The sequence below is a fragment of the Ascidiimonas aurantiaca genome, assembly GCF_037646345.1.
GTDB lineage: Bacteria > Bacteroidota > Bacteroidia > Flavobacteriales > Flavobacteriaceae > Ascidiimonas > Ascidiimonas aurantiaca.
Window position 1 is genome coordinate 58,043 of record NZ_JBBEWR010000015.1, and the last position, 13,220, is coordinate 71,262.

Genomic DNA, 13,220 nt, shown 5'->3' on the forward strand with positions numbered 1-13,220 from the left:
AGTAAAATATTACTTAAATTTAAGTTTTAATCATATAATATTGTAGGCTATGAAAACCTATATAAAAAAGAAAAAGCTTAGTATTTCAAAGCAAACTATTCTTTCATTACAAGGAGGTATTGATCATTCAGGAGCTTCAAAAGAAGATAGCTGTTTGTGTGCCAGTGAAGGTCCTCCCTGTAAGAGTGGCTTCACTCTATGTGAAGAGACCAATATACCTGTATAATATTTATCCAAAATAATTTTTAACTAACAATTTTAAACGACAAAATGAAAAAATCAGATCTTCACAAAAAACTCCATCTGTCTAAAGAAACCATCAGCCACATTAAAGGCGGATTTCTTTTAATAAATAATCAAATACATACCTTGCAACCCGGACAAACAGGGAACACCTGTTTATGCATGACTTATGATCCGCCATGCGACAGTAATCGTACACACTGTGAGCCCGTTCAACTAACAAATGAAGCATTAAATAAATAATAGTAATATTTCTAAAAAAGTAACCAAATGAAAAAGCTTTCAAGCAAAAAACTCAGTATTTCAAAGAAAACCATCAGTGCTATTTCTATCCTGAAAGGAGGATTGTTAAATAATCAAGGGCTTCCTACTGTAGAAGGTTGTGTGTCCGACATTAGGATATGTGATCCTGTTTCTTTTGCGGGAGGATGCTAGCACCCATACGTGTGTGACCACCTGTTTAGTACCATACATAAGTATCATTTAACTAATTATAATTACCAATACATGAAAAAAAAGAAAATCAGCCAAAAACTAACCGTTAGCAAAAACACCATCAGTCGCCTTCAAAAAGAGGATATAAAAGGGGGGTTGGAACTTACTGATCCCAGGATAGCGGCTTGTTTTACACATCCTATGAACTGTATTAGATGGACTGTAAATGATTTACGATGCCAGGATGATACACCTTCTAATGGTAATATATGCGTATCCGGTTAATCATTAAACCTTTATAAAATACTAATTATGAAAAAAAAGAGAATCAACCAAAAACTGGAGCTTTTCAGAAGCACCATTAGTACTTTAGATACCGTTAAGGGCGGATTGCCCTATACCGACCCAAGAGTGGCTGCATGTTTTACCTATCGCACTAATTGTGTGGTTGATGAAACCAGAAATCTGGATTGTGATGATTTTGCTGTTCCTTCAAGAGATATCTGTACGTTTTAATAGTAAAGTACATATCATACTTAAAATAGAAATCATGAAAAAAAAGCAATCTTTTCAAAAACTTATACTATCTAAAAAGGTGGTAAGCAAACTTACGCATCAAAGAGGAGGCCGTTTCCCATTTCCGGAAACCCTTGAAAGAACCTGTTTAACCAACCCGGTACTTTGTGACCCGGTATCCGTTCCTTTGTGTGATACCTTTCACACCTGTCCGAACCTTTGTACCATAGAGTAAATAATAATCGAGGGCTAATTATTTATAACTTAATTAGCCTTCTTTTTTCAAATACTTATGAAAAAAAAGTTCTTATCAAAAGATCTCTTTTTAAATAAAAGAAAGATCAGTTCTTTACCTCATGTTAAAGGTGGGCTGCCTCAAAGTAATTGTAATGCCTGCGAAACATCCATATTTATAGATTGTGCGAAAGTGTGTGAAAATCCCGATGGCACTACTTGTCCTTAACTATAGAACAAATTAAAACTTGTTTATGTACTCTAAAAATATTGCTATGAAAAAGAAAAAAAAATTTACAAAACTACCGATCATAAAAAATAAAATAAGTTCACTCTCGGCAATAAACGGAGGAAACTTATATGTTGATAAAAAAACTCGGGAGCCGGGTTGTGTTACCAATCCAATTATTTGTTTTCCAGGATCTTTAGACACCTCATGTGACACACAAATAAGTTGTGTACCTTTTTGCACGCGTCCGTGATGATATGGCAGATTTACCGTTACTAAATATTGAATTTTAAACCCTTAAATTTTATATCATGAAAAAGAAAGTTTCCATTCGAAGGCTAAAGCTTGCCAAAAACACGATTAGTTCACTGTCTTCTCCCAAAGGAGGCAACGTTAATACACTTCCCGTTTGCCAGACTTCAGGAGATTTTAGATGTCAGACCACTACCGATTTTAGATGTTGTGTTATTTGTGACTTATGAGTTTTAGTAAGATAAAGAAATCCTATAATATCTCTTATTATTATTTATATAGTGACTTCTTTACTCTGGAAAAGCTATCATCCCAACCCTTACAGGTATAGGTTTAGAAAATATTTTAGTATTAATTAAAATCAAATATTATGAAAAAAAGCAAATCTTTCAAAACATTAAAACTCTCAAAAAACGTGATCAGTACTTTCTCAAATGTTAAGGGTGGTAATAGAACACAGCTTCCCAAAACTTTTGAGCCCAATTGTGAAACTGATCCCAGAATCTGTTTTTTTCCAGATACTTTCAACAATACTACCTGTTTGGGCAATTAAACTAAAAAACGTTTGAAATGAAAAAAAATATTTCCTTAAAGAAACTCAGGCTTTCCAAGAAAACCGTAAGTGACCTTTCTGCACTGTCGGGAGGGTTCCAGCTTTCCGAAACGTTTGAACCCAACTGTGAAACCAGTCCGGTTATTTGTTTTTTCCCTGTATCACGTGACCAAAACGTCTGTGAATTTCCATAAGCATTAAAACTCTGATAAAAATGAAAAAGAACATCACTTTAAAAAAACTTACACTGTCCAGGATAACTGTAAGTAATCTTTCCTCACTTTCCGGAGGAAAGTTGGTTAGCGACCCTATTCCGCTACCTGAAACTTTTCAAAGAACCTGTGTTACAGATCCCCGTATCTGCGATCCGTTTCCGATTTCTTTTCGCGATCCTTGTATAAGTGATTTTCCTTCCTGCAGGGGGGGATGTGAAGCATAGAACATACAGATCATAAAAAACAAGCTCCAGGTATAGTTTATATCTGGAGCTTATTCTAATAAATTAAAAATCGTATAACTAACTGTTTGAAACTACAAAAGATGTACCTTCTTCCGCATCCTGAACTGTAAAATACTTACTGGGTATGTATATAAACCAGGCAGTGATTTAGCTCTGGCCTGTCTTTTACATACACTTTAAGCCATTCTTTTAATTCTTCAATCTCATAAGGCAACAACCGCTTAAGTGCCTTTTGAAGTTCCTTTATAAACAGTTTTGGTTCAAAACTTACTTTTTGCAAAATAGTTTGAGTGTACTCATACATAGCTCTTGCCATAAGTGTTTCTTTTAAGCATTTATAATACCTCTAAATAACATCTTTAACTTTGAATTTATTGTTTTCAAAAAGTTAAAATTTTCCCTTTAAAAGTTAATCTTATAACTTAGTATTCGCAATCTGTATTACGCTATCTTTTATCAATTCCTGTTTTATGAAATATGTCACCGGTATTATAATTCTTTTACTCATCGCCAGTTGTGCAACATCAAAACGTACTATTCGCAACAACGCCCTAGAGCATGCACATACGGCTAATTATCTCCTGGGGTTTAAAATATACGATCCCGAAAAAGATAAAAGTATTCTGGAGTACAATGCCAACCGGTATTTTAACCCGGCTTCTACTACCAAAATATTTACTTTGTACACCTCACTTAGGCTTTTAGGTGACTCTGTTCCCTCTTTTCGATACATGGAACAAAAAGATACCCTTTTTATATACCCCACCGGCGACCCTACTTTACTGCACCCTTATTTCAAACAGGAAAAAGCAATACAACTTATTAAAAGCACCGAAGCCAGTACGGTATTCATCAATACGTCTGCCTATAAAGATGAACTCTACGGCCCCGGTTGGTCCTGGGAAGATTATATGTTTTACTTCATGCCGGAACGCAATGCTTTTCCTTTATACGGGAACGTAGTGGAAACGTTTACCCGGGAAGATTCTCTTATGGTACAACCTTCTCTTTTCAGAGATTATGCCACTATTTCTGAAGCCCCTTATACCCGACCCTACAGAGAAAACCTCTTTTATCATGTGCCTTTAAACGGTGATACACTTCATATACCTTATATTACAGGAGATTCACTAACAAAAAAAATAGTAGCACAACTCACTGGAAAAAACGTAGCCACTGGAAGTCATTCTCCATACCCTGTGAGTGGAAACTTAGTGAGAAGCATCCCTTCAGACAGCCTTTATAAGCGCATGATGGAAAAAAGTGATAATTTTTTAGCTGAGCAAATGATGGTACTGGGATCTTCACAACTTTTTTCTGATACGCTAAGTGTGAAAAAAACGATTGCCTATTCATTGGATTCACTTCTAAATGATATTCCTCAAAAACCACGATGGGTAGATGGTTCAGGACTTTCCAGATATAATCTTTTCACACCGGAATCTTTTATTTATATACTGGGAAAATTGTATCATTTGATCAACAGGGAACGCTTATATCAGTTTTTTCCTATTGGTAATAATACAGATGGAACTTTTGGTTCACAGCCCAGAAGCATTTATGCAAAATCGGGATATTTCAGTAACAATTATTGCCTTAGCGGGTATCTCGTAACTAAATCGGGGAAAACACTTTTCTTTAGTTTTATGGCCAATCACTATAAAATACCTACTAATGAAATAAAAGATCAGGCAGTACAGCTACTCACCTACGTAAGGGAACGCTATTAAAAACGATTATCGGTTATCGCCATCAAGCAGATTTCCCAGTCCTCCCAAAAGGCTTCCTTCTCCTTTGTCTTTACCACCTCCCTGAGGTGCAGCTGCCCATACTCTTCCTGCAAGTCGGCTGAAAGGTAATGATTGTATATATACTATTCCCGGACCCCGCAAAGTAGCAAAAAACAAGCCTTCTCCACCAAAAACGGTATTCCGTACACCTCCAACAAACTCAATGTCATAATCTACTGTTTGTGTAAAGCCTACAAGGCAACCGGTATCTACTTTAATGACTTCTCCTGCCAAAAGTTCTTTTTTTGCCAGCGTACCGCCGGCATGTACAAAAGAGATTCCGCTACCTTCCAGTTTTTGCATGATAAACCCTTCTCCCCCAAAAAAGCCACGGCCCAGTTTTCTGGAAAATTCTATACCTACACTTACTCCTTTTGCGGCACATAAAAATGCATCTTTCTGGCATATAAACTTCCCTCCAAGTTCTGTGAGATCTAAAGGAATGATCTTACCCGGGTAAGGCGCCGCAAAACTTACTTTTTTGCGACTTCTATCTATATTGAGAAAAGCTGTCATAAATAGGCTTTCTCCCGTAAGCAAGCGCTTCCCGGCTGAAAACAGTTTTCCCAGAACTCCCTTATCCTGATTGGAACCATCGCCAAAAATAGTGTCCATTTTGATACCGGTATCCATCATCATAAAACTTCCTGCCTCTGCCACTACGGCTTCCTGGGGGTCAAGTTCTATTTCAACATATTGCATTTCTTCTCCGTAAATACAATAATCAATTTCATGTGTAGTCATAATCGTATTCGTTTTTTATGTGATTCTAGATCTATATGAATGAATTTCAAAGAGAATTAACTGTACCCTTAACGCACTTTAGGATTTTAGCTTTACGGTCCATTCAAAATTGAAAGTCGAAACCACTATCCCCTCTTCATTTACACCAGTAGATCTCATCCAAAAGGTTTGCCCTTCTCCGGTAGCAATGGTCTCTTTTATAGCAGCATCAATAAGGTGTCCGTCTTCACAGGTAAACGTTATTCTTCCTGTTGCCTTTTTAGAAAAATTAGCATTATTATTAGCCACTAACATTGATATTTTTTGGCCCGATATACGAATAGCCGAAATTACCATAGCGCCTGTGGCAAGTTCTGCCGCCATACCCTGTACAGCCCAAAACATAGAGTTAAAAGGATTTTGATTGATCCAGCGATGTTTTACACTCACCTTACAGGTAGTGGCACTTAACGATCGTACCCGTACTCCGCATAGCCACGCAGAAGGGAGTTTAAACATTAAAAACTTATTAAGCTGGGCTGGAGACAAACTCATAACATTCCTTTTTAGAAGCCCTAAAATAGATAAAATAATTACATGTCAAAAATATACTTTTTCTTAAATTTTTGTTAAAATTTAGTACTATGTTTTGCATAATACCTTATTTTGGATATATATTTGCATAAGAAAATAATATGTAATGGAATCATCAATCACACAAAATCACAAAACACTGGCCACCATCACCCATTTGTCCACTTTTTCCAAGTACTTTATTCCCTTTGGGAATTTTATAGTGCCACTGGTGTTATGGATATCTAAAAAAGAGGAATCAGAATATATGGACCACCACGGCAAACAGGCGCTTAATTTTCAAATAAGCATTCTTTTATACAGTATATGTATTGGCCTGTTGTCTATACCATTCTTTATATTCTTTGCACATGACTTTATTGGGTTTGCCAATTTACTGGATCACAATACGCACGATGTACATTTTGACTTTTCCAGTCTTTTTGAATTCAGAAGAGGCCTTCCATTTCTCGGGCTGGCCGCTGCTTTTGCCCTGGTAATTTTTGCCCTTGATGTTATATGCAGTATTGTAGCTGCTCTTAAAGCAGGAGAAGGTGTTTGGTACCGATACCCGCTTACTATAAACTTTATTAAATAACATTCATCCAATCAATAAATAAACAGACCATTATTCATCAATCAAATCAATCAAATCAATCAAAAAATGAACAGTTTAATCTTATTAAAAGTCTGATCTATGAACATTGAGAACACTAAAGCGCAAATGCGTAAAGGTGTGTTAGAATACTGTATATTATCCATTTTAAAAGAACAGGATAAGTATGCTTCAGAAATTTTAGACACGCTCAAAAACGCTAAGATGCTGGTGGTTGAAGGAACCATATACCCTTTACTTACCAGGCTCAAAAACTCAGGACTACTCAACTATCGTTGGGAAGAGTCTTCTTCGGGACCACCCCGAAAGTACTATACATTAACCGAAACAGGAAAAATATTTCTAAAGGAATTAACCATCACCTGGGATGAACTGCAAAACGCGGTCAACCTGGTAACTAGTCAAAAACACGAACAATGAACAAAACAATTAACATAAATCTGGCAGGAACGTTTTTTCATATAGACGAGGACGCGTATGCTAAGCTTCAGCGTTATTTAGAGGCTATAAAACGTTCGTTTTCTACTACACAGGGGCGCGATGAGATCATATCAGATATTGAAGCACGCATCTCTGAACTATTCTCAGAAAAAATACAACATGACCGACAGGTCATTAGTATTAAAGAAGTTGAGGAAGTAATCACCATTATGGGGCAACCGGAAGATTATCTGGTAGATGAAGATATCTTTGAAGATTCACCTCCACGGCCACACCGTCAAAAAACAGAAGCAAAACAGCTTTATCGGGATCTTGATGACAAATTTATAGGAGGGGTTTGTTCAGGTTTAGGGCATTATCTAAGTATCGATCCTGTTTGGATACGCCTGGCTTTCATATTATTTGCCGTATTTACCGGTTTTGGTTTTATTGCTTATATCCTTTTCTGGATACTGGTCCCTGAAGCCAATACCACAGCTCGCAAGCTCGCCATGAAAGGCGAGCCGGTGAACATAAGTAATATTGAAAAAAAAATTAAAGAAAGTTTTGACGATGTCAGCGAAAAAGTGAAAAATGTCGATTATGAAAAAGTGGGCAAGAAAGTAAAATCAAGTTCCCGCTCGTTCTTTGATACCATTGGAAATATCATCATGTTTTTCTTTAAAGTTATCGGTAAATTTATTGGGGTTGTCCTGCTTATTACCGGAGCAGCCACTTTAATAGGGCTTTTTATAGGTATGTTTACCGTAGGGTTTGCCGATATTATTCATATTCCAGGAGTTGATTTTGTAGATGTGTTTAATACCTCGGGAGTACCTATCTGGCTTATATCTCTGTTGGTTTTCTTTGCTGTAGGGATCCCATTCTTCTTTTTGTTCTATTTAGGACTTAAGATACTGGTTACCAACCTGAAATCTATTGGAAACGTTGCTAAATTTTCCCTGCTCGGGCTCTGGATAATTTCTATAATCATTATACTCATGGCAGGAGTAAGACAGGCTTCAGAATATGCTTTTGAAGAAACCGTAACCAGTGAAGAAATACTAACACTGTCTGTAAATGACACTATTATTATTAAAATGAATAAAGAAAGTACATATGAAGATCGTTACTATCGTAACAGTGACTTCGATATGATACGTGATGAAGACGGAAATGAAAAAATATGGTCAAAAGACGTTGATCTTAACATACGCCATACCACAGATGCCGACTTTATTATAAAAGTTCGAAAAGAGGCACACGGCGGTTCTTATGATATCGCTAAAAAGCGTGCCTCGGGAATAGAATATGAATACGAAACCCGTGGTAATACAATATTTCTCAATACCTACCTGACTACTCCCGTGAAAAACAAGTTTCGGGATCAGGAAGTAGATACCGATATCTATATTCCTACGGGAGCTATCGTAATGCTGGATGCGTCAGTAAGTTCATTTATGGGGCGAGGTACCAAAAATGATCAGAACTATTATAGAAGCGGTATAGCAGGACACATCTGGAAAATGGGAGAAGACGGCGAACTCAAATGTCTTGATTGCCCTTCAGAATATAAAGAAAACACCCAAGACCAAGATAATCAGCAAATTAAAAACGACACTTTACCTAACAAAGACCAAAAAACCGTTAGGATATAAACCAATAATTACTAATTTAGCTTTAACACTTTTACACTCAATCACAAAAACAAACATTATGACAACTGTAACCAAAATCTTAATTACGGCACTGGTTTCCTTATTTTTTGCTTCCTGCAACTGGGATATTAATATAGGAGAAGGTAAAAAAGGAAATGGGAACGTAGTAAGCGAAAAAAGAAATGTAACAGAAGACTTTCACACGGTAAAAGCAACCGAAGGACTCGATGTATATGTAGAACAAGGTGATAATATGGCTGTTGAAGTAGAAGCCGATGAAAACATCATTGAATACATTCGTACAGATATCAGTAACGGAGTTTTAAAAATACACACGGAAGAGCGTATTGGCAGAGCCAAATCTAAAAAAGTTCACGTGCGTTTACCCGAAGTAAAGGCATTGTATAGCAATAGTGGAGCAGACCTTTATGGCAAAGGTGTAATTACTGCCGATAATCTTATTCTCGATGCCAGCAGTGGTAGTGATCTGAAAGTTGAAGTAGCCGCTTCTGAGGTAAATTGCGACAGCAGCAGTGGTGCAGATATTAAAGTAAGTGGTACAGCAAATGTACTTATTGCCGATGCCAGTAGCGGCAGTAATATCAATGCCCGGGAGCTAACGGTTAAAAAATGTATTGCAGAAGCCAGTAGCGGTGCAGACATTATTGTAAATGCTACCGAAGAACTGTCTGCTTCAGCCAGCAGCGGTGCAGATATTAATTATCTAGGAAACCCGGAAATCGTAAAAAAGAATAAATCTTCATCAGGAAGTGTTTCCCAACAATAAAACAACCAACCTTTTATAAGTTCCTAGTTAACCTGAAAAAACATCGTTGCAAGCAACGGTGTTTTTTTATAAAATAGCTCTGTGCTTTTCCCTATCTTCGTTATACAAAGTCAATTTTATGAGAATAGAAACCAAAAGCTTTACATTAAAGCTTGCGCACACCTTTACCATTTCCCGCGAATCGCATGATACACAAAATACCCTTATTGTATGTATGCACCATAAAGGCCATACAGGGTATGGAGAAGCTACAGCAAACCCTTATTACAAAATCACTACTCAATTAATGGCAGGTGAAATAGAAGATGTAAAAGAAAAGTTAGAGTTATACGATTTTACCACACCCGAAGATTTTCATGCTTTTCTGTGTTCCCTCCCACTCTCTAATTTCACCATTTGTGCCTTAGACCTTGCGGCCAACGATCTCTTTGGTAAAATACAGGGAAGACCGCTCTATAGCTTATGGAACACCTCCATTGATACCTATCCGGTAACTAATTATACCATTGGTATTGCTTCTATTGAAAAAATGATTGAGAAAATGAAAGAAAAGCCCTGGCCCCTTTATAAAATAAAATTGGGTACAGATCATGATGTAGAGATCATTAAAGAGTTAAGAGCCCACACAGACGCCATATTCCGGGTAGATGCCAATTGTGCATGGTCTCCTGAAGAAACCATTGAAAATGCTATAGCCTTAAAAGAACTGGGAGTAGAATTCATTGAGCAACCCTTAAAAGCCGATAACTGGAGCGGTATGAAAAAAGTAATGGAAAAAAGTGTTCTTCCCGTTATTGCTGATGAAAGCTGTATCCTGGAATCTGATGTGGACCTATGTAAAGGTCATTTTCACGGTATAAACATTAAACTGGTGAAATGCGGCGGACTCACTCCGGCAAGAAGGATGATTGCCAATGCCAAAAGTTCAGGGCTTAAAATAATGGTAGGCTGTATGACCGAATCTACCGTTGGCATCTCAGCCATTGCGCAGTTGTTACCTCAGTTAGATTATGTTGACATGGATGGAGCCCTTCTCTTAAAAGAAGATATTGCTACAGGAGTTTCTATTGAAGCTAATGGAAAAGTGATCTTTTCGAGGGAAGGAGGTAGTGGCATAAATTTACTAAAAGGATGATACATGAAATAGATACCTTTCCCGGGAGAACTTTTCAATCCCAAGGCAAAACCTGGCTTTATTTTGGTGGTACCGCTTATCTGGGATTGCAAACACTTCCCGAATACCAGGAAACCTATCAAAATAATATTAAGATCTATGGAACAGGTTATGCCGCTTCCGGCATGGCAAATGTACGGCTTTCCATTTATGAGAAAGCAGCCACTTTTCTTGCCAAGTTTACGGGTAATGAAAGTGCTCTAACTGTATCTTCCGGTTATCTTGCCGGCCAGTTGCTTGCCTCCTACTTTCACAAACCTCAGTTCACATGTTATTATGCTCCCGAAACCCATTCTTCCTTACATTCAATAAATTCATTTAATGCCGGAAGTTTTGATACACTTATCTCTGAGATAAAAAATCACATCGCATCGGGGCAACCACAAATACCAGTAGTTTTTTTTGATTCTGTAATAAGCTCGGGAGATAACTACCCTTCATTTGCCTGGCTTAAAACACTACCCCTTGAAAAAATTATACTGGTAGCAGATGATTCACATGGTTTTGGTGTTCTCGGGCCTGACGGTTGCGGAGTGGCACGTACCTTAAAAGCGTTTCATCCTTTAGAACTTATTGTTTGTGGCTCTTTGGGAAAAGGGTTTGGCATACAGGCGGGGGTTATTTGCGGTATGCAAAAAAGAATAGAATCATTGCAAAAAAAGGAAATGTTCATTGCTTCCAGCCCTGCATCGCCCGCTTCCATAGCTACTCTGCTGGAGAGCATTGTTTTGTTTAGACAACAACAGGCCTTATTACACTCGCATATAAAGCGGTTTCATTCGCTAATACTTCCCGGACACGGATTATCGTATTTAAAAACGTACCCCGTTTTTACTTTTTCTGATAAAAAGCTTATTGAATTCCTGAGAAGTCGCGGGATAGAGATCACCAGTTTCAGATATCCTAATGAAAATTCAGATCTTATTAATCGTATTGTATTAAGTGCCATGCATACAGAGCGTGATATCGATATTCTGGCAGCAGCCATTAACTCTTTTTATCAGTAAAAAGCGCCGTTCTTTTTTGGGAACGGCGCTTTACAGATTTCATATTGAGTTATATTAGTCACGATCCCACCATACTCCTACGTCAAGGTTTTCCATTACAAGTTCTACCTCCACTCCGTTACGCGTTTGTTCGGATGCAGGATACTGTGCTCTGCGCACCCATTCCCCATTAAGTATAATTTCATGGTTTTCAGGCAGCTCCAGCCCAACAAAAACATTAGGGTCAAAATCATATCTTCTTAAATCTACAAAAGACTCTGCGTTGAGAAAAGTAGCTATAAATTTCTCTCGCATGATCAGTGCCAGTGTAAGGTTGTCTGCTCCAACCGCTATTGAAGTATCTGCAAGGTAGGCTTCTTTTTCACCAACGGGTACTCCCAGCTTATCCATATTGGCGCGTATCCCTTCAAGATAGGCGTTATACGCCCCTGCCGAAGTTCCTGTTGAGGTAGGAGTACCTCCGTTTTGCAGAAACAACGCTTCGGCTTCAATAAACTTCAACTCGGCGTAGCTCATAATGATCAATGGTGCTGCCTGAGACGAATAAAAATCTTCTTCTCCCAGGTCTGCTGTAGCGCTGTTGCCTTCTGCATCTTCCCCGCCTGTTCCGTTTACCGCGCCGGTAAAAGAATCTTCGGTTTCCGTATTTATACTCGAAATACGTTCCAGTCGAGGGTCAACGGTTACAGAATTAAAGGGAATAGACGTCCCGTCCATAAGGCTCACTAACTGATCTGATAAAAGAACGGAAAGATTCCCGGTATTGTTTGGGAGTGCTACCCCGGCATTCCAGGGATTAAAATTTCTGCTGTTATACACTAATTGATAATCATCGGCATTACTGTCAAAACTGTTGGCAATACTCTCCAATGCCTCAGTAACCGCCGTATTCTGATCTACTTCGGTAAGGTGAATAGCATATCGTGCTTTTAAAGCGTAAGCTGTTTTAATCCATTTGGAAAGATCTCCTCCAAAAATGAGATCGTCTTCTTCTACAACCAGGCCGGAGGTATCATTTTGATTGAGAAGTGTTATGGCTTCATCCAGTAAATTAACAATAACAGGATATATATTTTCCTGAGCGTCAAAAGAAGGTGTAAAATCTTCTTCCCCAATGGTCGCCTGGGAAAAAGGCACTGCCCCCCATTGGTCAGTCGCTAAAGCAATATTAGTGGCAATTAATATCTTCGCAATACCTTCATAGGATGGCGAACCATTTACCTGGGCTCTTTGAACCAATGTATTGAGATCTGGCAGTGCCTCCAGGTAAATTGCGGTCCAGGCACCTGTTAACTGCACCTCTTCATGGGTATCTGTACCCGGGGTAAAATATGAAGCCAGCTGCTGCGAGTACTGGCACATACCAAAGGCCGCATTATATTGTGCCCGGGCGGTATAAAAAATACCGGGGGTGAGTAGTTCTGCTTCAGTTACCTGCTCTTCTCCCTTTTTATTAGGGTCTATATTATCATTAAAAAAATCATCGCAACTTACTATGAGTAAGCATACTAGTGCGGTGAATAAACTATATCTTAATAATTTCATCATTT

General features: G+C 38.1%; 19 protein-coding genes. 15 read left to right on the forward strand and 4 right to left on the reverse strand.

All coding sequences use genetic code 11. The features are described from left to right. The first annotated feature begins 49 nt into the window (after window positions 1-49). The 8 genes from WAO84_RS14670 to WAO84_RS14705 all read left to right on the forward strand — a co-directional run bounded on the left by WAO84_RS14670 (window position 50) and on the right by WAO84_RS14705 (window position 2,901). Window positions 50-226 (forward strand): hypothetical protein, encoded by a 177-nt coding sequence (locus WAO84_RS14670; protein ID WP_340066740.1) that lies wholly within the window; start codon window positions 50-52, stop codon window positions 224-226. Between the two features lie 287 nt (window positions 227-513). Beyond that, the gene (locus WAO84_RS14675; protein ID WP_340066741.1) at window positions 514-678 is read left to right on the forward strand and encodes a hypothetical protein; all 165 of its coding nucleotides are present in this window, start codon (window positions 514-516) and stop codon (window positions 676-678) included. 72 nt (window positions 679-750) lie between these two features. After that, window positions 751-963 (forward strand): hypothetical protein, encoded by a 213-nt coding sequence (locus WAO84_RS14680; RefSeq protein WP_340066743.1) that lies wholly within the window; start codon window positions 751-753, stop codon window positions 961-963. A 27-nt stretch (window positions 964-990) separates the two neighbouring features. Continuing rightward, window positions 991-1,194, forward strand: coding sequence for a hypothetical protein (locus tag WAO84_RS14685; protein ID WP_340066744.1), 204 nt, complete (start codon window positions 991-993; stop codon window positions 1,192-1,194). Window positions 1,195-1,228: 34 nt separating this feature from the next. After that, window positions 1,229-1,429: a hypothetical protein gene (locus WAO84_RS14690; RefSeq protein ID WP_340066746.1), complete on the forward strand. Its 201-nt coding sequence runs from the start codon at window positions 1,229-1,231 to the stop codon at window positions 1,427-1,429. Between the two features lie 539 nt (window positions 1,430-1,968). After that, the gene (locus WAO84_RS14695) at window positions 1,969-2,139 is read left to right on the forward strand and encodes a hypothetical protein (protein WP_340066747.1); all 171 of its coding nucleotides are present in this window, start codon (window positions 1,969-1,971) and stop codon (window positions 2,137-2,139) included. A gap of 340 nt (window positions 2,140-2,479) precedes the next feature. Further along, window positions 2,480-2,656, forward strand: coding sequence for a hypothetical protein (locus WAO84_RS14700; protein WP_340066748.1), 177 nt, complete (start codon window positions 2,480-2,482; stop codon window positions 2,654-2,656). A gap of 20 nt (window positions 2,657-2,676) precedes the next feature. Then, the gene (locus tag WAO84_RS14705; protein WP_340066750.1) at window positions 2,677-2,901 is read left to right on the forward strand and encodes a hypothetical protein; all 225 of its coding nucleotides are present in this window, start codon (window positions 2,677-2,679) and stop codon (window positions 2,899-2,901) included. Between the two features lie 136 nt (window positions 2,902-3,037). Here the strand turns inward: WAO84_RS14705 and WAO84_RS14710 are convergent, their stop codons facing one another. Then, window positions 3,038-3,238, reverse strand: coding sequence for a hypothetical protein (locus tag WAO84_RS14710; protein WP_340066751.1), 201 nt, complete (start codon window positions 3,236-3,238; stop codon window positions 3,038-3,040). Window positions 3,239-3,392: 154 nt separating this feature from the next. Here WAO84_RS14710 and WAO84_RS14715 point away from each other — a divergent pair, with 154 nt between their 5' ends. Beyond that, a complete protein-coding gene (locus WAO84_RS14715) occupies window positions 3,393-4,652 on the forward strand; it encodes a D-alanyl-D-alanine carboxypeptidase (RefSeq protein ID WP_340066753.1) in 1,260 nt (419 codons plus the stop codon). Window positions 4,653-4,658: 6 nt separating this feature from the next. Here the strand turns inward: WAO84_RS14715 and WAO84_RS14720 are convergent, their stop codons facing one another. Next, a complete protein-coding gene (locus tag WAO84_RS14720) occupies window positions 4,659-5,456 on the reverse strand; it encodes a TIGR00266 family protein (protein ID WP_340066755.1) in 798 nt (265 codons plus the stop codon). Window positions 5,457-5,534: 78 nt separating this feature from the next. After that, complete coding sequence (locus WAO84_RS14725) at window positions 5,535-5,990, reverse strand: DUF4442 domain-containing protein (protein WP_340066756.1); 456 nt, start codon at window positions 5,988-5,990, stop codon at window positions 5,535-5,537. 145 nt (window positions 5,991-6,135) lie between these two features. Between WAO84_RS14725 and WAO84_RS14730 the strand changes: the two genes are divergently transcribed. The 6 genes from WAO84_RS14730 to WAO84_RS14755 all read left to right on the forward strand — a co-directional run bounded on the left by WAO84_RS14730 (window position 6,136) and on the right by WAO84_RS14755 (window position 11,670). Next, window positions 6,136-6,606 (forward strand): DUF4870 domain-containing protein, encoded by a 471-nt coding sequence (locus WAO84_RS14730; protein WP_340066757.1) that lies wholly within the window; start codon window positions 6,136-6,138, stop codon window positions 6,604-6,606. A 99-nt stretch (window positions 6,607-6,705) separates the two neighbouring features. After that, window positions 6,706-7,044: a PadR family transcriptional regulator gene (locus tag WAO84_RS14735; protein ID WP_340066758.1), complete on the forward strand. Its 339-nt coding sequence runs from the start codon at window positions 6,706-6,708 to the stop codon at window positions 7,042-7,044. After that, on the forward strand, window positions 7,041-8,702 hold the full coding sequence (locus WAO84_RS14740) for a PspC domain-containing protein (RefSeq protein ID WP_340066759.1): 1,662 nt from the start codon (window positions 7,041-7,043) through the stop codon (window positions 8,700-8,702). Before WAO84_RS14735 ends, WAO84_RS14740 begins: the two co-directional genes overlap by 4 nt. 58 nt (window positions 8,703-8,760) lie before the next feature. Beyond that, the gene (locus tag WAO84_RS14745; RefSeq protein ID WP_340066760.1) at window positions 8,761-9,489 is read left to right on the forward strand and encodes a head GIN domain-containing protein; all 729 of its coding nucleotides are present in this window, start codon (window positions 8,761-8,763) and stop codon (window positions 9,487-9,489) included. A gap of 118 nt (window positions 9,490-9,607) precedes the next feature. Next, on the forward strand, window positions 9,608-10,624 hold the full coding sequence (locus WAO84_RS14750; protein WP_340066762.1) for a dipeptide epimerase: 1,017 nt from the start codon (window positions 9,608-9,610) through the stop codon (window positions 10,622-10,624). Further along, entirely contained in the window at window positions 10,621-11,670 is a 1,050-nt protein-coding gene (locus WAO84_RS14755; RefSeq protein WP_340066764.1) for an aminotransferase class I/II-fold pyridoxal phosphate-dependent enzyme, read from the forward strand. The genes WAO84_RS14750 and WAO84_RS14755 overlap by 4 nt, the downstream gene beginning before the upstream one ends. 54 nt (window positions 11,671-11,724) lie before the next feature. On the opposite strand, the gene WAO84_RS14760 is transcribed toward WAO84_RS14755, so the two are convergent. Then, entirely contained in the window at window positions 11,725-13,218 is a 1,494-nt protein-coding gene (locus WAO84_RS14760; protein ID WP_340066765.1) for a SusD/RagB family nutrient-binding outer membrane lipoprotein, read from the reverse strand. Window positions 13,219-13,220 lie beyond the last annotated feature (2 nt).